We start from the raw sequence: 18,708 nt of genomic DNA, 5'->3' as shown, positions 1-18,708 counted from the left end.
AGCGGCATGAATCGTGTTATCAGACCGCTCACGCATCGCTGCGCGCGGACTAACACGGGCGTCGGTAGCGTGTGCATTCCGCACCGCTTGCCACAAAAGAGGAGTCCGCAATGGGCAGCAACAAACATGCGTCCGAACGCGTCAAGAGCGACCACACCACCCCGCCGAGCGGCCGCAACGACATGAGCGACGGCGACCACGCGCTGCGTGCAGGCAAGGACGGACCCAGCCAGCGCAAGTCGGTGGCCGGCAAGGAACCGTCGACCCGCGATGCCGGCAGCGACGACCGCCGCAGCGGCAGCGAAAGCGGCAAGCACTGAGGACCCGAACCATGCGCACTGATCCGGCCAAGCAAAACGCCACCCAGAAGGAGAGCCTGAAGCGCTCACAGAAGGACCTGGAGAACCTGCGCCAGCCGCAAGCGGCCGCCCATCGCGATCATGCCGACCGCGGCAAGGATGAAACCGGCCAAGCCCGCGTGCGCAGCCAGGATCCCAACTTCGGCCGCGGCAAGCACTGACGCGCGACAACATTTGTCACGCCGACCAAAAAGACGAAGGCGCCCTCGCGGCGCCTTCGTCGTTTTTTTTCTGCCGCGGCTTACGGTTTCGCCGCCGGCAGCGGCACTTCCGGGGCCGGCACCAGGGCGATGTCGAGCACACCACCGGGGTTGTGGCTGCGCAGTTTCAGGCTGGTCGCGGTCTGCTCGACGATGTCCGTCGGGTACGCCTGGCCTTCCTCGGTCATCACCAGCTTGCCGTCGGTATAGGTCCAGCTGCCGTACAGCGGGGTGCCGTTGGGCGAGTCGACCACCAGCGTGCCGCCGGACAGGAACGCGTAGGTCGATCCGACTTCGGCCCCCGACGAGGCACTGACCTTCCACACCTTGTCGGCGAACGCGAGCGCGGGGTTGGCCGGCGGCGCAGGCTCGGCCGGCGATGGCGTGGCAGCAGGCGGCGCGGTCGCCGCAGGCGCGGGGTCGGCGGGCGTGGCCGCCGCCGGTGGCGCTGCAGCGGACGGCGCGGTCGGGGCCGGGGCATTGCAGGCGGCGAGCAGCAACACGCTGGCGCCGAGCAGCAGGGACTTCTTCATCGCGTCTCCTTGGGGTGTGACAGCAAGGCGGCGACCGTAACCGCCGCCGCCTGAGCACGGCGTCAAAGCGACGGGGTTGCCATCGGTTCCGCGGTCGGCGGCAGTTGCAGCAGCTGCTGCTGGAGGTCGTAAAGAATCGCCGCGTCCTCTGGCTCCCACGCGTCGCCTTCGCTGGCGCGGTAATGGCGATGGAACGCACGCACCGCGGCGGCGGGATCGCGCAGGTCGTAGCCGATCACGCGCAACGCCAGCCACGGGTCGAACCTCGGTGGCGGCGCGGCCGGCACCGCGCGTGGCCACAGGCCGAAGCCTGCCTGCGCCAGCCGCGGCCACGGAAACAGCACGCCCGGGTCGTGCTTGCGGGTCGGCGCGATGTCGCCGTGGGCGACGATCAGGTGGCGCGGGATGTCCAGGCGCGCGGTGAGGTCGGCGAGCACGCGCAGCAATGCCTGCAGCTGCGGCTCGCTGAAGGCGGAGTGGCCGTCGTTGTCGAGCTCGATCCCGATCGACGCCGAGTTGAGGTCGTGCAGCCCCGCCCAGCGCGCCGCGCCCGCATGCCACGCGCGCGCGTCTTCGGACACCAGCTGGTACAGGCGGCCATCGTTGCCGATCAAATAGTGCGCACTCACCCGCCCTTGCGCGTTGCGCGTGCGCAGCGTCAGCAGCGCCGCCTGCGCGCTGTCCATCTCGGTCTGGTGCAGCACGATCAACTGCGCGCTGCGCGCATTGTGGTTCGGTGAGCCGTGCCATTGCGCGAGCGGGTTGCGCGGCGGCGTGCTCGCGCACGCGCCCAGGCACGCGGCGAGCAGCACGGCGATCGCGCCGCGCATGCGCGTGGCGATCGCACCTCGGGTTGCTGGTCGATGCTGCACGCTTACTTTTCCACGTCGCCGTACTCGGTGTAGAGGACGCGCTGCACGCGGCCGCGGCCCACGGCCTGGCCGACCTGCAGCTCCTTCGCGCCGGGCAGGTGCAGCGCGGCGCCCTCCTCGCCCTGCGCCGCGGAGACCTGCACCACCTGGTCCATGTCCGGCGGGCCTTCCAGGCGGTGGGCGAGGAAGTGCTCGCGGCCGCGGCCGAAGCCGATCCACTCCTCCGGTTGCGGCGCGCGCCCGGGCTCGAAGCGACGGAACTGGACGATGCGTTTCACTGCAACATCGATGTCCTGCCGGATCGGCGTGCCGCCGCGTTCGAAATGCCCGCGATACAGGTCGGCGCTGAAGCTCGCGTGCTCGCGGATCGTCTCCGGCAACACCCAGCGCTGGCTCGGCACCAGCGTGTAGAGCTGGCCGGGATGGCGCTGCGCGTCGGCGCGGTACGCGGCCAGCGCGTCGTCGGCCAGGCCGGCCTCGAAGATCAGCTGGTAGTTGTGCGGGACATGGAACATCGGCAGGTGCGACAGGTAGACCACCTCGGTGCCGACCACGAGCATGCCGTGGCTGTTGGGCGGGTCGCCAGAGGGCGTGGCGACGATGCGCTGTAGCAGGAAGTCGGCGTGCGCGTGCGTGTGCAGGAAATCGCCGAGCGCCGCGGTCGCGCTCGCCAGCTCGTCGATGTGCCGGGGCCGCAGCGCGAGCGCGTGCTCGTGCGGCTGGTACGCGGTCTCCAGCGGGTACATCCGGCCGGGGGTGGTGGTCATCTCGATATGCGCGCCGAGCACCTGCGCGATGCGGTGGGTGGCCGCGAACGCCGCCAGCCGTTGCGCGCTGGCGCGGTACGCGGGCCAGTCGCGGATTGTCAGCAGCCCCGGGTACAGCGTGTCGCCGGAGAACAGGCTGCCGCTGCGCGCGTCGTACACCGCGATGTGCGCCGGCTCGTGGCCCGGCAGCGGCAGCACCGTCAGCGCGCGTCCGCCCAGCTCGAACGTCGCCTCGCCCTCGGGCCAGCGCGACAGGCCGAAGAAGGCGGCGACTTCGGCCGGCGTGATGCCGACGATGCGGGTGTCGGCGCGGCCCTGGAACTGCGCATCGCCGTGGCGGTGGTCGCGGTGCGCGTGGGTGTGCGCGACCACCAGCGGCATGTGCTTTTTGCCGTGCGTGTGCGCCCAGGTCGCCAGCAGGCCGTCGACGGTCTCGCGCAACGGCAGCGTGCTGCCCTTCGCGGGCTGCGCGCCGGAGTCGAGCAGCAGCGCGCGCTCGCTGCCCGCGAGCAGGTACAGGAACGGCGCCTCGAAGTTGCTCGCCTTCGACTGGCGCAGGATCCACAGCCCGGGCGCGGCCTCGTGCACCTGCAGCGCCGGCTCGTTCGGCGCGCCGTGCACCCAATGCCGCGGCAGGGGCGCGGCCTGGCTGACGGAACCGGCGAGGAGGCCCAACAGCAGCAGAATCCAGCGCATCCGTCGCTCCGATCAGTAGGGCGCGTGAGTATCGCAGCCTCCCGCCCGGACCGCGCGCGGCGCGCGGCGGGTCAAGATCGGCCGCTCCTCGCCGTTATCAGCAGTGTCCCGCGGCTGGGCCGGAGGTGTCCCCACCCGGCCCGGTCAACAGCGATCTCCGTCACACTTCCTTCGTGCGCGGTGCCGCTACCGTTCGTGGGCGAAGTTCTGTCCGCACATCGCCACACCGGTTTATCGCCCTACCCAGGATCCCTCGCATGCCAGGTCATCCACGCCGCGCCCCGCGCGCCTACCGCCAGCGCAGCCGGGGCCTCACCCTGATCGAACTGCTGCTGGCCGTGGCTGTGCTGGGAGTGCTGGCCTCGCTGGCGTTCTCGGCGTACCCGGACTACCGCGAGCGAGTCCGTGTCAGCCAGGCAAGGACGGAGATCAGCGGGATCGCGATGCAGATCAAGAACTATCACGCCTACAACTACAGCTACCCCGACTCGTTGAATGACGTCAATCTGGATTCCCTCGACCCGTGGGGCAATCCCTATCGCTACACCAACCTGATCGGCCCGGGTAACGGCCAGGCCCGCAAGGACCGCAAGCTCAATCCGCTGAACTCGGACTTCGATCTGTTCAGCACCGGCAAGGACGGCCAGTTCAAGACCCAGATCTCCAACAAGGAAAGCCTGGACGATGTGATCCGTGCCAACGACGGCGCCTTCATCGACCTGGCCTCGAAGTACTGACCCCCCATGCGCGTCGAAGGCACGTTTCTGAAGAGCCGGATCGCGCGGCGGACCTTCGGCTACTTCTGCGTGGCAGCGCTGGCACCCACCATCTTGTTGTCGGCATTGGCGTACCAGGCGGTGCAGGACAGTTTCCAGGTCGCGGCCCAGCGGGCCGTGGTCGAGACCAGCAAGGCGTTCGCGCTGGGCGTCTTCCAGCGGCTAGACACTGCCGCACGGGTCCTGCAAGGCGTCGGCGATGCCGCGGTGCACGCGAACGGGCCTACCGACGCGACCGCCCACCCGGTGTTCTTCGCGAGCGTGCTTCCGCTCGCGCAGGCCGGCCCGGCGCTGGCCGCGAGCCTGCGCGCGGCAATCGCCGCGGACGGGGGCGCGCGCCGCGTCGCCGACGGCCGGCTGGTCGTCGTCGCACGCGGCGATGCCGTGGCGCCGGAGGTATTCCTGCTGCAGCAAACCCGCGGCCAGGCCGGCCAGGGCGCGACCTGGATCGCCGCGCAGCTGCGCCCCGAATACCTGTGGGGCGCACCCGACGAATTCCAGGAAGGGCATCGCATCTGCGTGTACGCCGAGCACCGGCAGCCGCTGTTCTGCAGCGAGCGTCCGGTCGGCGCCGGGCCCGCGCAGCCGCCAACGGTCGCGGGCAGCTGGGCGCTGTTCCTCAAGGGGCGTTTCGGCACCACCCCGTGGACGTTCACCACTGCCGTGCCGGCGGGCAGCGTGCACGCGCAATTGCCCGACCTGCTGCAAACCCTCGCCTGGGTCTGGGCCGGGACGCTGCTGCTGGTCGCGCTGCTGAGCCTGGTCGTGATCCGCTGGACGATGGTGCCGCTGGAACAGCTGATCGCCCAGACCCGGCGCATCCCCCAGGGCGTGTTCGCGCCCGGCGCACTTGGCCACGACGAGTTCGGGCAACTGTCGACCGCATTCAACGAGATGGGGGTGCTCGTGGCGCGCCAGATGGGCACGCTCAACGCGCTCTCCGAACTGGATCGCCGGATCCTCAAGCGCGATGCCCTGGGCGACGTGGTCGACCTGGTGCTGCAGGCCATCCAGCAACTGGTGCCCGACGCGGTCGTGTGCGTGACCGACACCTATGCGGCGACCGGCGAAGGGGCGGACTGTTACGTGCGCGCGGTCGCCGCCGAGGCCACCGGTTACGCCCGGATCGCGCTGCCCGCGGACGTCGTCGCGGTGGCACCGGTCGCGGCAGCGACGTGGACCGCGATGAGCCACGACGACAACCCGGCAGAGCCCTGGGCGACGTTGCAGCGACTGGGCGCCCGCCGCGGCCTGACCCGTCCGCTGCACATCGGCGAGCGCGTGTGCGGCTCGGTCAGCCTGGGCCTGCTCGCCGACACCACCCCCAGCGAGGATTGCCTGCAGTCCGTGCACGAACTGGGCAGCCGCGTGGCGGTGGCCATCGCCGCCAAGGAACGCGACGACCTGCTGGTCTACCAGGCGCGGCACGACGGCCTGACCGGCCTGCCCAACCGTTTCGCCGCGCACGAAGCGCTGGCCGCCACGATCGGGCGCGCGGCGCCGCGGCGGCAGGCGTGCGCGGTGCTGTTCTTCGACCTGGACGGCTTCAAGGCGATCAACGACGGCTGGGGCCATGTCACCGGCGACCGCGTGCTGGTCGAGGCCGCCAACGCGCTGGCGCGCGACCTGGCCGGCAGCGGCTTCGTCGCGCGCCTGGGCGGGGACGAATTCCTGGTGATCGTCGAGGACGCGACCCGGCAGGACGAGGTCCTGCGCGTCGCCGCCGCGGCGATGGCCGCGATCGCCGCGCCGATGTCGCTGGACGCGATGGACCTGCAGATCGTCGCCAGCGTCGGGATCGCGGTGTATCCGGACGACGGCCAGGACGTCGCCACGCTGATCCGCAACGCCGACATCGCCATGTACCACGCCAAGAAAGCCGGCGGCGGGCTCGCGGTGTTCTTCGAAGACGACATGAACAGGCTCGCGTCCGAGCGCGCGCAACTGGAAAGCGACCTGCGCCACGCGGTCCAGGACGGCGAACTGGAGGTGCATTTCCAGCCGCTGGTCGACTGCCGCAGCGGCGCGCTGCTGGCCGCCGAGGCGCTGGTGCGCTGGCACCACCCGACCCGCGGCGCGGTGTCGCCCGCCACGTTCATCCCGATCGCCGAGCGCAGCGGGCTGATCGAGGAACTGGGCAGCTGGGTGCTGGATGCGGCCTGCCGGAACTTCGCGGCGTGGCAGCGTGCGGGCTACCCGCTGGCCCGCGTCGCGGTGAACGTGTCCAGCCGGCAACTGCGGTCGGACCGCTTCGTCGCCACGGTGCGCACCACGCTGGCCAAGCACGGCCTGCGCGCCAGCCAGTTGGAAGTGGAGATCACCGAAAGCGTGCTGGTCGACGACATGGCGCTCGCCACGGCCCGGCTGGAAGAGCTGCGCCGGCTCGGCGTGAGCATCGCCATCGACGATTTCGGCACCGGCTATTCGTCGCTGGCGTACCTGAAAACCCTGCCGGTCGACGCGCTCAAGATCGATCGCGCGTTCATCGTCGACATCGCCACCTCCAGCGGCGCGCTGGCGCTGGTGCGCGCGATCATCGCGATGGCGCAGGCGACCGGAAAGACCGTGGTCGCCGAAGGCGTCGAGCACCAGGCGCAGGCCGACCTGCTGCGGCAGATGGGGTGCTACTGCATCCAAGGCTACTTCTACCACCGGCCGATGTCGGCGGCCGCGCTGGGTGGCCTGCTCGCCGAGCAGCGCCGCCCGGCGCCGCTGCTCGGCGCCGAGGCGCTCGACCACTGAGTCGCCGGCGCGGCCGGGTGGCCGCGGTCGGTCGCGCAGCGGCGCACGAGCGGCCGCCGTCGCTCAGCGCCGCAGCGGCTGCCGGCGGCCGTAGGTCACGCTGCGCCACGCCCACTCGGCCGGGCCGAAGCGGAAGCGCGCCAGCCAGGCGTGGCTCAGCGCGACCTGCGCGGCGAACACCGCCGCCCACGCCGCCAGCAGCCCCGGCAACCCCCAGCGCGGCCCCCAGCCCAGCCCAACGCCGTAGAACAGCGCGATCCCCGCCAGCGTCTGCAGCAGGTAGTTGCTCAACGCCATCCGCCCCACCGGTGCCAGCCACTGCAGGCCGCGGCGCCAGCGCGCGCGGCCGAACAGCCACGCGAACCCGGCGAGGTAGCCCAGCCCGAGCAGCATCGTCGCCGCGTCGTGCAGCATGCGTAGCCCCATCCGCGCAATGCCGCCGTCGGCGCCTGCGGCCGGCGATGGCAGCCGGCCGTACGCGGACAAGGTCAGCCCGACCGCCAGCAGCAGCCCGAGCGGCAACGCCAACCGCAGCCGCCGCCAGAACCGCGGGTGCGCGGCCGGGTCGCGCAGCACGCCGCTGCGGCCCAGCGCGGCGCCGACCAGCAGGCAGCCGGCGACCGTGCACGCCAGCCCCCAGTGCTTCGCCATCCACCACTGCCCGAACACCCGGTTGCCGTGCAGCATCGGCGGCCAGCGCGTGTCACCGAACGCGGCCAGCGCCGCCGCGTGCGCCTGCTCCTGCGACGCCAGCGCCGGCCCCGCAGCGGCGAACAGCTGCGCGAACAACGGATGCGGCACCACCGCCAGCACCGCGCCGAGCACCGCCAGCGCGCGCGTCGACAGCCGCTGCAGCGGCAGCAACAACAGCCCCAGCAACGCGTAGTAGCGCAGGATGTCGCCCCACCACAGCCACGCATGCGCCAGGCCGATCACCAGCAGCACCGCCAGCCGCCGCAGGTAGCGGCGCCGGCGCCGGCTTGTCGGATCCGCGTCGTCGTCGGCGCGCTGCATCTGCAGCGCGAAGCCGACCCCGAACAGCAGCGAGAACAGGGTCAGGAACTTGCCGGTGACCAGCAGGTTCAGCGCCGGCTCGAGCACGCGGTCGAGGCCGGCGCTCGGCAACGCGGCGCGGCCCGCGTCGTCCAGGTACGCAAACTGGGTGAACACCAGCAGGTTCGACAGCAGCACCCCGGCCAGCGCGAAGCCGCGCAGCGCGTCCAGCAGCTCCAGCCGTTGCGCGGGGTCGGTCGGCTGGAACGGGATGATCGCCATGGTCGGTGGATCGTAAGCCCAAGCGACGCCCGACCGGGTCGCCGCGGTGCGCGCCGGCGGTGGTCCCGGTCGCACGTCGGCCCGCGGCTTGCCGGCGATTGGCCGCTGGTCCGGTTCGCCGGCGTTGCACCCAGTGCGGAACAGGGAGCTGCACAGGCGCCCGACGCGGCGGCGTGGCGGGTCCGTTCGGACCGCCGCGCGACGCGGCGTCGGCACGATCAACCGGGCTTCGCCCGACTCAAGGACGCGATCATGGACCCGCATGTTTTCCGCGCACGCCGCGTGCGCCCCACTGCCCTGGCGCGCCCCACCCCCGCCAGCCACCGCTCCGGTTTCGTCGCACTCGCGCTGGGCGTCAGCCTGCTGGGCGCCGGCTGCGCCCAGCTGCCGGGCAAGCTAGCGAGCAAGCCGCCCGGCTCGGCCTGGGGCGTGATTCCGACCACCGGGTCCGCTGCCGGCGCGCCCGACACCCCGGGCGCGGACCGCGATCGCGACGGCGTCACCGACGACCGCGAGCGGGCGATGGGCAGTAACTCCGAAGCCGCGGACAGCGACCAGGACGGCTTCGGCGATGGCTTCGAGGATCGCCTCGGCGACTTCGGCTACCGCCTGCTGCAGGCCGACAGCGATCGCGATCGCGACGGCCTGCCGGATGCGCGCGAGACCGCGCTGGGCACCGACCCGGCCGCGCCCGACAGCGACGGCGACGGCTGGGGCGATTTCGACGAGGAGCTCAACGGCTACTTCGGTTTCGATCCGCGGGTGAAAACCGCCGACGCCGACTTCGACGGCCTCGGCGACGGGCTGGAGCAGCGCCTGGGATCGTCCCCGGCCCGGGTCGACAGCAACGGCGACGGCATCGGCGACTTCCTCGCGTATTCGGCCGACCAGTCGCCGGTGGGGCCGAAGCTCGCCGGCGGCCTCGGCGAGTTGATCGGCATCACCTACAGCCCGGCGATGGCGAAGGCGTTGCAGCAGGCGCAGCTGCCCAGCGCGTCCGCCCGCGCCGCGAAACGTGGGCCCGCCGCGTTCCCCGCCGAGCTCGCCCGGGAACTGCCCTACCCCGACGTGACCGCGGCGCAGGTGGCCCGCGGCCTGCGGCCGACGGCGGCGCTGATGCAGCGTTCGCTGTACAACCCGCACAACTCGCCGGGGCTGTATCCCAGCTATGCCGAGATCGAGGACCAGCTGTTCAAGCTGGCCGCGACCTACGACGGCAGCCCCGGCCCCGCGCTGGTGCGCCTGTTCCACTGGACCGGGCAGACCCAGGACTCGTGCGCCGGCCGCGACCCGCGCGGCGGTCGCCGGATCTACGCGGTCAAGGTGTCGGCCAACCCCGACAGCAACGATCCCGAGCCGGAGGTCGCGTTCCTGGGCGTGCACCACGCGCGCGAGCTGATGACCGGCATCCACACGATGCACCTGCTGCGCACCTTGACCGACCGCTACGCCGGCGACGCCGCGATCCGCAAGCTGGTCGACACCCGCGAGGTGTGGGTGATCCCGGTGGTCAACCCGAACGGCTACGACCGCGCGGTCGCCAACCAGCTCGACTGGCGCAAGAACACCCGCCTGGAGGACAAGCAGGATCCGAAGCGCTGCGGCATCGACCTTAACCGCAACTACGGCTTCGAGCACGTGACCAGCTTCCCGCCGGCGCAGCGCGCGGCCCTGCCCGACGCCGATCGCTCCGGCGTCGACCCGGCCACCGGCAACCTGGTGCGCGAGTCGGACATGTACCCCGGGCCGGCGGCGTTCTCCGAGGTCGAGACCCAGGCGGTGCGCGGGCTCGCCCACAGCCAGTTCCTGACCCGCCAGCGCCGCGAGGTCGACGGCCTGGTGTGCATGCTGTCGTGGCACAGCTACGGCGGCGTGGTCGGGCACCCGATGGGGCACGTGGCGGTGCCGCCGAACACCAACCTCGACCCCCCGGACGTGGCCCCGTACAACGCCTTGACCGGCGCGATGGCCAGCGCCGCCGGCTACCTCAACGTCAAGGACGGCTACCCCGCGCTGACCACGGTCGACAGCTGCAGCTACCCCGGCTACGCGGTGTACGGCGATTCCAACGACTGGTTCTACAAGGACGGCGACACGTACTCGGTGCTGATCGAATCGTACTCGGTGGCCGAACGCGGCGGTTGCCCGGTCGGCTCCACGCCCTACGTCTTCTACCCGCAGGACGTGGCCAAGCGCGACGCGGTCGCCAAGAGCAACACCGAGGCAGCGCTGGCGATGCTGCGCACCTGCCCGCCGTGAGCGTGGCGCCGGGCCGCACCCGGCGATGACGCACGCTGCTGACACGCGCTGTCAGCAGCATGCTCCGGCAGGTGTCGACGGCGCCGACCCGCGCGCGGGACCATCGCGGCGATGGACGTCGACCAACTGCAAGCGTTCTGCGCCGGCCTGCCCGGCGTCGCGACGCGCCTGTACGACGACGCGCGCAACGTGCTGGTGTACGCGGTCGGCGGCAAGCGCTTCGCCTACTTCAAGACCAGCGCGCCGGAACGCTGGCGTTTCAGTTTCCGGGTCACGCCCGAGCGCTTCCTCGAACTGACCGACGTTCCCGGCATCCAGCCCGCGCGCTGGCTCGGCCGCTACCACTGGGTGACGGTGGTCGACGTGCGCAGGGTGCCGGCCGCCTACCTGCGCGAACTGGTGCGGTGGTCGTACCGGCGCGCGCTGGGCTCGCTGAGCAAACGGCAGCAGGCGCGCGTGCTCGGAGAACCGTAGGGCGGGTTTCAACCCGCCGTCCCGCGCCCTGGCGACGCCGGCAACCGATTTCGCGACCTCGCCAACCGATTCTTCGAACTCGGCAACCATTTTCTCGACCTCGCCAACCGTTTCTTCGAACTCGCCAACCATTTCCTCGACCTCGACAACCGATTTCGCGACGTCGCCGACCGTTTCCTCGACCTCGCCAACCGTTTCCTCGACCTCGCCGACCGTTTCCTCGACCTCGCCAACCATTTCCTCGACCTCGCCGACCACTTCCTCGACTTCGGCAACCGTTTTCTGGACCGCTCCGCTACCGCCGCTGTGCGCCGCCCGGTCGCCGCGGCCCGCTCGCCTGCCAGCCACCGGATCGGGGCTATGCTCGGACGCAGGAAACCAAGGGGGCTTGGGCGATGCCGGACAACGCCACACGGGTGCTGATCCTCGGCCATGGCGCGATGGGACGGGCGTTCGAGACGCTGCTGTCGGCGCGGCACGACGTCGCAGTCTGGGACCGCGACCTGGTGACCGGGGTCGAGACGCAACCGCTGGAGGCCGCCGCGCGCGGCCGCGAGGTGGTGATGTTCGCTCTGCCCAGCAACCCCCACGACGAACTGGCCGCGCGCCTGGCGCCGTGCCTGGCCACCAATGCGCTGTGCGTGTCGATCGCGAAGGGCCTGGACGCGCGCGGCCGGACCCCGGCGCAGGTGTTCGCGCAGCACTTCGGCCCGCGCCGCGACTGGGCGTTCCTGTACGGGCCGATGCTCGCGCGCGAGCTGCAGGCCGGACGGCCCGGCTTCGCGATGGCCGCGAGCCTGCGCCCGTCCGCCGGCGCGCGGCTGCAGGCCTTGTTCGCCGGCACCGCGCTGCACCTGGACTGCCTCGACGACGTCCACGGCGCGGCCTGGGCGGCGATCCTCAAGAACGTCTACGTGCCGCTGATCGGTGCCGCCGACGGGCTGGCGCTGGGCGACAACCTGCGCGGCTTCCTGGTGGCCGAGGCCACCCGCGAGCTGGCGGGCATCGTCGAGGCGATGGGCGGACGCGCGGACACCGCCTACACCCTGGCCGGCCTCGGCGACCTGGTGACCACCGCCACCAGCGCGTCCTCGCACCACCGCCGCCTGGGCGCCGACCTGGCCACCGGCGATGCCACGCAGCTGGCCGCGTCGGGCGCGAACATCCGCAGCGAGGGCGTGCACACCGTGGCCATGGTCCGCGCGCACGCGCTGTTCGCCTGGGAGCGCTTCGCGCTGTTCGCGCTGGTGTGCGACTTCCTCGACGACCCCGCGCGGTTGCAAGCAGGGCTGGACGCGTACCTCGCCCGCCGCTTCGCCGCGCCCACCGGCCGGTAGGCCACGGCGCGCAAGCCGCGGCCGGCGCGTCATCCATCGCGCGACGCCGACGCGGGTTGCGCTGGCGCAGCCTCGCCCGACTACGCCGTCACTGCGCGGGGGCGGCGGCCATGTCGGCGCGGTGCTTGCTGACTTCGGCCTCGGTCAGCTTGCCGTCGCCATCGCCGTCGGCGACCGAGAAGTGCTCGAACAGCATGTCGGTCGCGGCCAACTCGTCCTTGGCGATCCCGCCATCCTTGTTCTTGTCCATCTCGGCGAACATCAGTTCGGCCGCGGGTGGGCTGGCGGCCGGCATCGGCATCGGCGCCGGCGGCATGGGGTCGGCGGGCGCGGGCGCCGGTGCCGATGTCGCCACCGGTGGCGGCGTCGCGGCGTCGTCGGCGGAGGGGGCCCGGTCGCAGGCGGCGAGCAGTGCCAGGCCCGGCAGCAGCAGGGCGAGCAGCGTGTGGGATTTGCGGTTCATCAGGGGTCTCCGTTCGCAGCGGGCGGCATGCCCGCGTAGGAGGCGGCGGCGATCAAGCGATACGGCGCGCGCATGGCCTCGACCGCGAGCGTTCCAGCTGACCCGTAACGCGCTGGTGACGGTGGCGTGTGCGCGACCTGCGCGGGTTCACCCTCGCAGACGTTGCACGCGGGTCCGATGCGATCAGCGCGCGTCCGCGGCGCAGCGGCGGAAGCGGGCCTGCATGTTCGCCTTGCCGATCACCGCCGCGGCCGACGGCGCGCCCGCGGCTGGCTCGATGTAGAGTCCGGCCTGGTCCTGGAACACGTAGAACGAAAACGCGTCGCTGATGAACTCCATCACGTAGCCCGGCGGCACCGGCGACGTCGGCGCACCGCCGAAGCTCGTGTACGAGTCCATCACCCCGCGTCCAAGCTGGCGGCGCGCGCCCTGCTCGATGACCAGCGCCTCGGCGCTGATCCGCAGCCTGGGCGCGGCGGCGTTGCGGCAATCGGTGGAATAGGTGCCGCCGTACATCTGCAGCGACTGGGGCCGCACGTCCTGCGCCGACGCCGCGAAGCCCCACCCGAGCAGCAGCGCCACCGCACCGCACCGCCAACCTGCCATCGCCCACATCGGTCTGCCCCGTGACGGCGGTCGCCCCGCCTGCCCGATTGAACGGCCCACCGCCGCCGAACCGGCCCGCGCAGGACGGGGTTCACCCCGCCGTGCGCGGCGCGCAACTTACTCGCGCATCGTCACCACCAAATCGCGCGATACCACCTTGGCCAGCGCCGCGGCGCTCCAGTTGGTCATGCGGATGCATCCGTTGGATTCGCTCTTGCCGATCTTGGCCGGCGCGGCGGTGCCGTGGATGCCGTAGTGCTCCTTGCTCACGCCGATCCACGTGCTGCCGACCGGGTTATTCGGGCCCGCCGGGATCTCGGCCTTCTCGTCGCTCTTCTTGCTGTTGGCGATCAGCGCCGGGTCGTAGTGCCAGACCGGGTTGCGCGCGATGTCGGTGACCTTCCACTCGCCGATCGGCAGCGGGAACTGCGCGCTTCCGGTGGTGACCGGGAAGCGCGCGAGCAGCTTGCCGGCCGCGTCCTCAAGCATCAGCGACGCGTCCGACTTGTCGACCACGACTTTCGCCGGCTTCGGCAACGCCATTGCCGCGGCGACGTTGGGCACGGTCAGCTTGGTGCCGGCGACGCTGAAGTCGGCGTCCGGGTTGAGCTTCTTGATCAGCGCCGGGCTGGCGTGGAACTGCTCGCCGAGTTTCTCCTCGACCGTCACGAACGGCAGCGCCTTCAGCTTTGCCATCTCCATCGGCGCGCTCGGCGTCGGCGCGAACGGCCCGGCGACGTCCTGCGCGGTCAGCGTGTAATCGATCAGGATCGGCGCGGCGTCGCGGTTGAGCGCTTCCCAGGTCGCCGCGTCGAGCGTGCCGCTCTCGGGCAAGCCGTTGGCCTGCTGGAACGCCGCCGCCGCGCGCCGGGTATTGCTGCCGCCGGCGCCGTCGATCTCGCCCGGCGAGAAGAACGCGCGCTCGAGCAGCACCTGCGCGCGCAGCGGGCTGTCCTTGGCCAGCTCGGCGTCGGCCGGCGCCGCGGTGACGGGGACCGGCGCCGGCTCGGGCACGGTGCGCTCGGGCGTGCCCGGCACCATCGCGCCATCGACCGAGCCGTCGGCCGGTGCCACCGGCAGGGTCGCGGTCGATTCGTTGGGCACCTGCGAGGTCGGCACGCCGGTGGCCGAAGTCGTGTCCAGCGGACCCGGCGCGGCAGGCGTGGCCGCAGCGACGCCAGGCGCAGTGTCGGCAGCCGACGCGGCCGACGGCGCCGACGGCGTGCACGCGGCGATCGCCACCGGCAGGACGGCGCAGGCCAGCGCCTTGGAAAGAATGCTCAGCTTCGGAACGTTCATGGAGTGCGCCGTGCAGGGGAGTAGGCCCGCATCGTGTCCAAGCCGGACTCGCGGTCGCGTGAAGTCAGCGCCCGCGCATCGCACGCCAGATGAACCGTTCACCCGCGGTTGCAACTGCCGTTGCTTGCATGCGCTTTCGACAACCCAATTCCAAGCATTCTGCGATCGCCGCCGCTCTCACGCCGCCTCTACCGCCGGTCTCACACGCTCGCGGCAGCATCAGGGGGAAACACCAATGAACGACGCAAGCGCTCCGACCGGAGCGGGTGATCTGGCAAGGGCCGAGGAACTGATCGCCGAACTGGAACGGCAGATGCCGCAACTGCAACAGCGCAACCCCGGCCCGTACGCGATCGCCAACGCTTGGGCGGTCCGCCACGACGCGATCCTGGCGCTGACACCGCCGCCGATGCGCGCCGACATGGAACGCCGCCTGAGCCGCATCGGCATCCGCTGGGGCGTCGCCCCCGGCCCGCGCGTCACCCAGGAGTTCCGCGCGATGGGCGGCGCAGCCGGCCTGCGCAGCGCGCCGCCAATAGACGAGAGCGAGTAGACGCCATGTAGCCCGGGTAAGCGAAGCGCACCCGGGATCGCATCACCGTGCCCCGAATCCATCACCGTCGCCCGGCATCCCCGCCCAGTCCGGCGGCAACCAGCCATTCCGGACATAGCGGTGGAAGCTGGAATGCGGCCACGCAGCTACCGACGTGACCAAGCCATGCTTGACCGGGTTGATATGGACGTAGTCCACACAAGCCTGCAAGCCCGCTTCATCGCGCACGGTGTGCTCCCAATAGCGCGACTGCCACGCCGACCTGGAGCCCGGCTCGGAAGTGCGCCGGGTAAACCCCATCTTGATCTCCTGCCAAGCCGCGGGTAGTCCGCGTTTCCATCGTGCATGCGGATGACTGCATGCAAATGTTCGGGCAGGACGACGGCGGCCACCACGGCGTGGGGCACGAGATTGGCCGCTCCACGCCATGCGTCACGCAAGGCGTCTACTTCCCGAACCAGCAGGTCGCTCCTGCGGTCACGCAACGTCACGGTGAAGAAATACGCTGCGCCTGCAATCCGATTGCGGCGATATCTGACCATGCCGTCAGCGTATCAACGTAGCCCGGGTAAGCGCAGCGCACCCGGGGCCATCGATACCGGGGAAAGCGCCCCGGGTGCGCTGCGCTTACCCGGGCTACTTTGGCTGCCGTTGCCGTTCCCGCTGCCGCTGCCGCTGCCGTTGATTTCGAGCTCTTCGCTTTTCCCGCGCCGTAGAGCTCGCCGAGCACCGGAGGGCAAAGGAGGGGAAAGGCGCCCTTGTCTGAGCGAAGCGAGTTTGGGCGCCGTACCCTTTGCTCGAGGAGCACAGGGAACCGGAGACGGCTTCATCGTCTCCGGCGAGCGTCCGGCGCAGGCGGTTTTGGTTACTTTTGACAAGGACAAAAGTGACTCGCGCGCGCAGCGTGCGAAAGCTCTTGATGTTGGCTTGCGTCGCCCTCGCCGCGACTCACATGAGAGCAATGCCCTTTGATTGCGCCCTACGCCGACTGGCCGACCACTACTTAAGCAGGGAGATCATTATCTCGTCGATCGCTGCGTCGACTCCCATAGCGTTCCGTCGCGCGAGTTCGTAAAGATCCCGCATGAATACATACGGCTTCTCAAAGAAAGAAGTTAGATCCGTATCCCTTACTTCTTCCACAACGTCGCCATTGTCATTGCAAATCTGAAGCACGAAATCTGTTTCGTTCTCAAACGGATTCGCTGCCTCGAACAATCGAACCGCGTACTTTGGAAATGAGGCCTGAAAGATTCCTTTGTCTTCCGTCTCCGCCCAAGTCAGCGCACCGTCCTCAGTCTTTTTCCTGAGAACAACCAACATTTTAGCGATCTTCTCGTGGCTCACTTACCATCTCCAATTGCTGTCTTGATTCTGATCAAGACGGCATGAATCTGATCCATGCTGCTTGAAACAATGCGATTCATTTTCGCAAAGTCTACTTTTGCGCTCTCACTCGTGAGTGCCTTTTCTATCCGGCGCTCAAACCCAGCAAACTGAGTGATGGCCGACTGCAGCACCGATTGCTCACCATCTGTGAGCAATTGACTGGACGCCCTAAGACTTATCAAGGAACGGCGAAGCGCAGAATACCGCTCCGGAAGCGGGTCTAGATCACCCTTGCGATGAAGGCGCTTAACCTCCTCCATTGCTGTCATTGCCGATGAGAACTCGGCGACCGTTTCGACTTTCCTCAGGTCATCTCTAACCTTATTAGCAACTGCGAGCGCTTGCGCCGCAACTCTACGAGATCGCCAAACAGCCCACAAAGTGGCTGCAAAACCCACGATAGTGATCAACAGACCTAGAACGTCGGAGTATTCATTGAGTCTGTGCTTGGCAACCCATTCAAGCAGCATTGGCGAATGCGCTCAGCCGCACTTGCTATAACCGCAATTCAAGCAAGTCGCACACCCATCCATGATCACCAGCGCCTTGGCGCTGCACTTGTGGCACATGGTGGCCGACGGCGGGAACGACACGCCGCCGTCGCCGGTGACCTCGAGATCCTCGACGCGCTCGTCGTCGCGCACCTTCGGCGACGGGAACAGGTCGGCCGACGCGCTTACGTCAGAGTTTTTTTTTGAGGTCAGCGCCGCGTAGGCCGCGCGCTTCTCGGCGATCATCGCGCGCTGCGCGTCGCTCTTTTCAGGGTCGTGCATCAGGCCGATCGACTTGAGGTGGTCCTCGACGATGCTGCCCAGCTCGGCGACCAGCGACGGCATGTACACGCCGCCGGCCTTGAAGTAGCCGCCCTTGGGGTCGAACACGGCCTTCATCTCGTCGACCAGGAAGGTGACGTCGCCGCCCTTGCGGAACACCGCGGACATGATCCGGGTCAGCGCGACGATCCACTGGAAGTGGTCCATGTTCTTCGAGTTGATGAAGATCTCGAAGGGACGGCGCTGTTCGTGCTCGCTGCCGGCGTTGAGCACGATGTCGTTGATCGTCACGTACAGCGCGTGCTCGAACAGCGGCGATTTGATCTTGTAGGTGCTGCCGATCAGGATCTCGGGGCGCTCGATGCGCTCGTGCATCTGGATCACGTCGGCGGTCGGCAGCTGCGCCTCGACCACGGTGCGGGCGACGGCTTCGGCCTTGACGGCGGCGTCCTTGGCCTTGTCTTCCGGGGTGACGACGGCGTAGCCCTTGATTTTCTGGTCGATCTTGACGGCCATGGAAGGATCCTGATGCGGTTGTTGCGAGTTCGCGTTGCGTAATGCGGCCGCCGCGCCGCTGGGGCGCGGCGACCAATCGGGGCTTGCTGTTCTTTACTTCTTCTTGGCGGCTTTCTTGGCGACCTTCTTGGCCGTCTTCTTCATCGCCGTCTTCTTCATGGCCTTCTTGGCCGGTGCCTTCTTCGCAGGCGCCTTCTTGGCTACCGCCTTCTTGGCGGTGGCCTTCTTGGCAACCTTGCGGGTCGCGGTCTTCTTGCTCGCGGCCTTCTTCGCCGGGGCCTTGCGCGCGGTCTTCTTGGCCGCCGACTTCTTCACCGCGGCCGACTTCTTGGCGGCCTTGGCGGTGGTCTTCTTGACCGCCTTGGCGGCCTTCTTGGCGGTCTTCTTCACTGCCTTCTTGGCGGTGGCGGTCTTCTTGGCGGCTTTCTTGGTGGCCGTCTTCGCGGTCTTCTTGGCGCCGGAGGCCTTGCGCTTCAGCGCGGTGGCTTCCTTCTTGGCCGATGCGCTGGCGTTGGCGAGCTTCTTCTTCGCGTTGCCGACCGCCTTGGTCGCGGCCTTGCGGGCCTTGGTGGCGGTCTTCTTGACCGACTTCACCGCACCTTCGGCGGTGCTGGCGATCGCGCTGCCGATGTTCGAAGCCGTTTCTTTCACGTTTTCGGCGGCCTGCGACAGCGTCGCCGTCACTCCATTACCGTTGCTCATTTTGTGCCCTCCTGACGGGCGTCTTTATGGCGTTGCGTAACCGGGGCGGGAACATTGCTGTTCCACGGGGCGATGCTATACCTGCTTTGCGCGCAAATCACAGTGAACGCGTGCATG

The 18,708-nt window shown here is 69.5% G+C and carries 19 protein-coding genes; 8 read left to right on the top strand and 11 right to left on the bottom strand.

Going from position 1 to position 18,708, the window contains the following annotated elements; genetic code table 11:
• Positions 1-110: 110 nt before the first annotated feature.
• A complete protein-coding gene (locus ACFQZQ_RS06295; protein WP_386811914.1) occupies positions 111-320 on the top strand; it encodes a hypothetical protein in 210 nt (69 codons plus the stop codon).
• Between the two features lie 11 nt (positions 321-331).
• Positions 332-520, top strand: a complete 189-nt coding sequence (locus tag ACFQZQ_RS06290; protein WP_386811913.1) for a hypothetical protein — start codon at positions 332-334, stop codon at positions 518-520.
• Positions 521-600: 80 nt separating this feature from the next.
• Here the strand turns inward: ACFQZQ_RS06290 and ACFQZQ_RS06285 are convergent, their stop codons facing one another.
• The 3 genes from ACFQZQ_RS06285 to ACFQZQ_RS06275 form a co-directional block, all read right to left on the bottom strand.
• On the bottom strand, positions 601-1,092 hold the full coding sequence (locus ACFQZQ_RS06285; RefSeq protein WP_386811912.1) for a hypothetical protein: 492 nt from the start codon (positions 1,090-1,092) through the stop codon (positions 601-603).
• 62 nt (positions 1,093-1,154) lie between these two features.
• Positions 1,155-1,964 carry an N-acetylmuramoyl-L-alanine amidase gene (locus ACFQZQ_RS06280; RefSeq protein WP_386811911.1) on the bottom strand — a complete coding sequence of 270 codons (810 nt, stop codon included), beginning with the start codon at positions 1,962-1,964 and terminating at the stop codon, positions 1,155-1,157.
• A 2-nt stretch (positions 1,965-1,966) separates the two neighbouring features.
• Positions 1,967-3,427, bottom strand: a complete 1,461-nt coding sequence (locus ACFQZQ_RS06275; protein WP_386811910.1) for an MBL fold metallo-hydrolase — start codon at positions 3,425-3,427, stop codon at positions 1,967-1,969.
• Between the two features lie 257 nt (positions 3,428-3,684).
• Between ACFQZQ_RS06275 and ACFQZQ_RS06270 the strand changes: the two genes are divergently transcribed.
• The gene (locus ACFQZQ_RS06270) at positions 3,685-4,164 is read left to right on the top strand and encodes a type IV pilin protein (protein WP_386811909.1); all 480 of its coding nucleotides are present in this window, start codon (positions 3,685-3,687) and stop codon (positions 4,162-4,164) included.
• A 6-nt stretch (positions 4,165-4,170) separates the two neighbouring features.
• The gene (locus ACFQZQ_RS06265) at positions 4,171-6,945 is read left to right on the top strand and encodes a putative bifunctional diguanylate cyclase/phosphodiesterase (protein ID WP_386811908.1); all 2,775 of its coding nucleotides are present in this window, start codon (positions 4,171-4,173) and stop codon (positions 6,943-6,945) included.
• A gap of 63 nt (positions 6,946-7,008) precedes the next feature.
• Here ACFQZQ_RS06265 and ACFQZQ_RS06260 read toward each other — a convergent pair whose 3' ends face one another.
• Positions 7,009-8,220: a DUF418 domain-containing protein gene (locus tag ACFQZQ_RS06260; protein ID WP_386811907.1), complete on the bottom strand. Its 1,212-nt coding sequence runs from the start codon at positions 8,218-8,220 to the stop codon at positions 7,009-7,011.
• Positions 8,221-8,472: 252 nt separating this feature from the next.
• Between ACFQZQ_RS06260 and ACFQZQ_RS06255 the strand changes: the two genes are divergently transcribed.
• The 3 genes from ACFQZQ_RS06255 (at position 8,473) to ACFQZQ_RS06245 (ending at position 12,290) form a co-directional block, all read left to right on the top strand.
• On the top strand, positions 8,473-10,479 hold the full coding sequence (locus tag ACFQZQ_RS06255; RefSeq protein WP_386811906.1) for a M14 family metallopeptidase: 2,007 nt from the start codon (positions 8,473-8,475) through the stop codon (positions 10,477-10,479).
• A 111-nt stretch (positions 10,480-10,590) separates the two neighbouring features.
• Entirely contained in the window at positions 10,591-10,953 is a 363-nt protein-coding gene (locus ACFQZQ_RS06250; protein WP_386811905.1) for an MmcQ/YjbR family DNA-binding protein, read from the top strand.
• Positions 10,954-11,348: 395 nt separating this feature from the next.
• On the top strand, positions 11,349-12,290 hold the full coding sequence (locus ACFQZQ_RS06245; RefSeq protein ID WP_386811904.1) for an NAD(P)H-dependent glycerol-3-phosphate dehydrogenase: 942 nt from the start codon (positions 11,349-11,351) through the stop codon (positions 12,288-12,290).
• An 88-nt stretch (positions 12,291-12,378) separates the two neighbouring features.
• Here ACFQZQ_RS06245 and ACFQZQ_RS06240 read toward each other — a convergent pair whose 3' ends face one another.
• The 3 genes from ACFQZQ_RS06240 to ACFQZQ_RS06230 form a co-directional block, all read right to left on the bottom strand.
• Entirely contained in the window at positions 12,379-12,753 is a 375-nt protein-coding gene (locus ACFQZQ_RS06240) for a hypothetical protein (protein ID WP_386811903.1), read from the bottom strand.
• 183 nt (positions 12,754-12,936) lie between these two features.
• Positions 12,937-13,359 carry a hypothetical protein gene (locus ACFQZQ_RS06235; protein ID WP_386811902.1) on the bottom strand — a complete coding sequence of 141 codons (423 nt, stop codon included), beginning with the start codon at positions 13,357-13,359 and terminating at the stop codon, positions 12,937-12,939.
• A gap of 117 nt (positions 13,360-13,476) precedes the next feature.
• Positions 13,477-14,400, bottom strand: coding sequence for a L,D-transpeptidase family protein (locus ACFQZQ_RS06230; RefSeq protein ID WP_386812552.1), 924 nt, complete (start codon positions 14,398-14,400; stop codon positions 13,477-13,479).
• 493 nt (positions 14,401-14,893) lie between these two features.
• On the opposite strand from ACFQZQ_RS06230, the gene ACFQZQ_RS06225 reads away from it, so the two are divergent.
• Positions 14,894-15,211, top strand: coding sequence for a hypothetical protein (locus ACFQZQ_RS06225; protein WP_386811901.1), 318 nt, complete (start codon positions 14,894-14,896; stop codon positions 15,209-15,211).
• Between the two features lie 999 nt (positions 15,212-16,210).
• On the opposite strand, the gene ACFQZQ_RS06220 is transcribed toward ACFQZQ_RS06225, so the two are convergent.
• The 4 genes from ACFQZQ_RS06220 to ACFQZQ_RS06205 form a co-directional block, all read right to left on the bottom strand.
• Positions 16,211-16,558, bottom strand: coding sequence for a hypothetical protein (locus tag ACFQZQ_RS06220; RefSeq protein ID WP_386811899.1), 348 nt, complete (start codon positions 16,556-16,558; stop codon positions 16,211-16,213).
• Positions 16,555-17,070: a hypothetical protein gene (locus ACFQZQ_RS06215; RefSeq protein WP_386811897.1), complete on the bottom strand. Its 516-nt coding sequence runs from the start codon at positions 17,068-17,070 to the stop codon at positions 16,555-16,557. The genes ACFQZQ_RS06220 and ACFQZQ_RS06215 overlap by 4 nt, the downstream gene beginning before the upstream one ends.
• A gap of 12 nt (positions 17,071-17,082) precedes the next feature.
• Positions 17,083-17,889, bottom strand: a complete 807-nt coding sequence (locus ACFQZQ_RS06210; RefSeq protein WP_386811895.1) for a TSCPD domain-containing protein — start codon at positions 17,887-17,889, stop codon at positions 17,083-17,085.
• 93 nt (positions 17,890-17,982) lie between these two features.
• Positions 17,983-18,591 carry a hypothetical protein gene (locus tag ACFQZQ_RS06205; RefSeq protein ID WP_386811893.1) on the bottom strand — a complete coding sequence of 203 codons (609 nt, stop codon included), beginning with the start codon at positions 18,589-18,591 and terminating at the stop codon, positions 17,983-17,985.
• Between the last annotated feature and the right edge of the window lie 117 nt (positions 18,592-18,708).

Source organism: Lysobacter koreensis, assembly GCF_042677045.1.
Classification (GTDB): Bacteria; Pseudomonadota; Gammaproteobacteria; order Xanthomonadales; family Xanthomonadaceae; genus Lysobacter_K; species Lysobacter_K koreensis.
Note: the sequence above shows the minus strand (reverse complement) of the source record. Positions and strands in the feature narration are given on the sequence as shown.

What these genes read in the sequence shown, in the direction of transcription:
- ACFQZQ_RS06295 (WP_386811914.1), top strand. Translation starts at nt 111, where the DNA reads ATGGGCAGCAACAAACATGCGTCCGAACGCGTCAAGAGCGACCACACC.
- ACFQZQ_RS06290 (WP_386811913.1), top strand. Translation starts at nt 332, where the DNA reads ATGCGCACTGATCCGGCCAAGCAAAACGCCACCCAGAAGGAGAGCCTG.
- ACFQZQ_RS06285 (WP_386811912.1), bottom strand. Translation starts at nt 1,092, where the DNA reads ATGAAGAAGTCCCTGCTGCTCGGCGCCAGCGTGTTGCTGCTCGCCGCC.
- ACFQZQ_RS06275 (WP_386811910.1), bottom strand. Translation starts at nt 3,427, where the DNA reads ATGCGCTGGATTCTGCTGCTGTTGGGCCTCCTCGCCGGTTCCGTCAGC.
- ACFQZQ_RS06270 (WP_386811909.1), top strand. Translation starts at nt 3,685, where the DNA reads ATGCCAGGTCATCCACGCCGCGCCCCGCGCGCCTACCGCCAGCGCAGC.
- ACFQZQ_RS06265 (WP_386811908.1), top strand. Translation starts at nt 4,171, where the DNA reads ATGCGCGTCGAAGGCACGTTTCTGAAGAGCCGGATCGCGCGGCGGACC.
- ACFQZQ_RS06260 (WP_386811907.1), bottom strand. Translation starts at nt 8,220, where the DNA reads ATGGCGATCATCCCGTTCCAGCCGACCGACCCCGCGCAACGGCTGGAG.
- ACFQZQ_RS06255 (WP_386811906.1), top strand. Translation starts at nt 8,473, where the DNA reads ATGGACCCGCATGTTTTCCGCGCACGCCGCGTGCGCCCCACTGCCCTG.
- ACFQZQ_RS06250 (WP_386811905.1), top strand. Translation starts at nt 10,591, where the DNA reads ATGGACGTCGACCAACTGCAAGCGTTCTGCGCCGGCCTGCCCGGCGTC.
- ACFQZQ_RS06245 (WP_386811904.1), top strand. Translation starts at nt 11,349, where the DNA reads ATGCCGGACAACGCCACACGGGTGCTGATCCTCGGCCATGGCGCGATG.
- ACFQZQ_RS06240 (WP_386811903.1), bottom strand. Translation starts at nt 12,753, where the DNA reads ATGAACCGCAAATCCCACACGCTGCTCGCCCTGCTGCTGCCGGGCCTG.
- ACFQZQ_RS06235 (WP_386811902.1), bottom strand. Translation starts at nt 13,359, where the DNA reads ATGGCAGGTTGGCGGTGCGGTGCGGTGGCGCTGCTGCTCGGGTGGGGC.
- ACFQZQ_RS06230 (WP_386812552.1), bottom strand. Translation starts at nt 14,400, where the DNA reads ATGGTGCCGGGCACGCCCGAGCGCACCGTGCCCGAGCCGGCGCCGGTC.
- ACFQZQ_RS06225 (WP_386811901.1), top strand. Translation starts at nt 14,894, where the DNA reads ATGAACGACGCAAGCGCTCCGACCGGAGCGGGTGATCTGGCAAGGGCC.
- ACFQZQ_RS06215 (WP_386811897.1), bottom strand. Translation starts at nt 17,070, where the DNA reads ATGCTGCTTGAATGGGTTGCCAAGCACAGACTCAATGAATACTCCGAC.
- ACFQZQ_RS06210 (WP_386811895.1), bottom strand. Translation starts at nt 17,889, where the DNA reads ATGGCCGTCAAGATCGACCAGAAAATCAAGGGCTACGCCGTCGTCACC.
- ACFQZQ_RS06205 (WP_386811893.1), bottom strand. Translation starts at nt 18,591, where the DNA reads ATGAGCAACGGTAATGGAGTGACGGCGACGCTGTCGCAGGCCGCCGAA.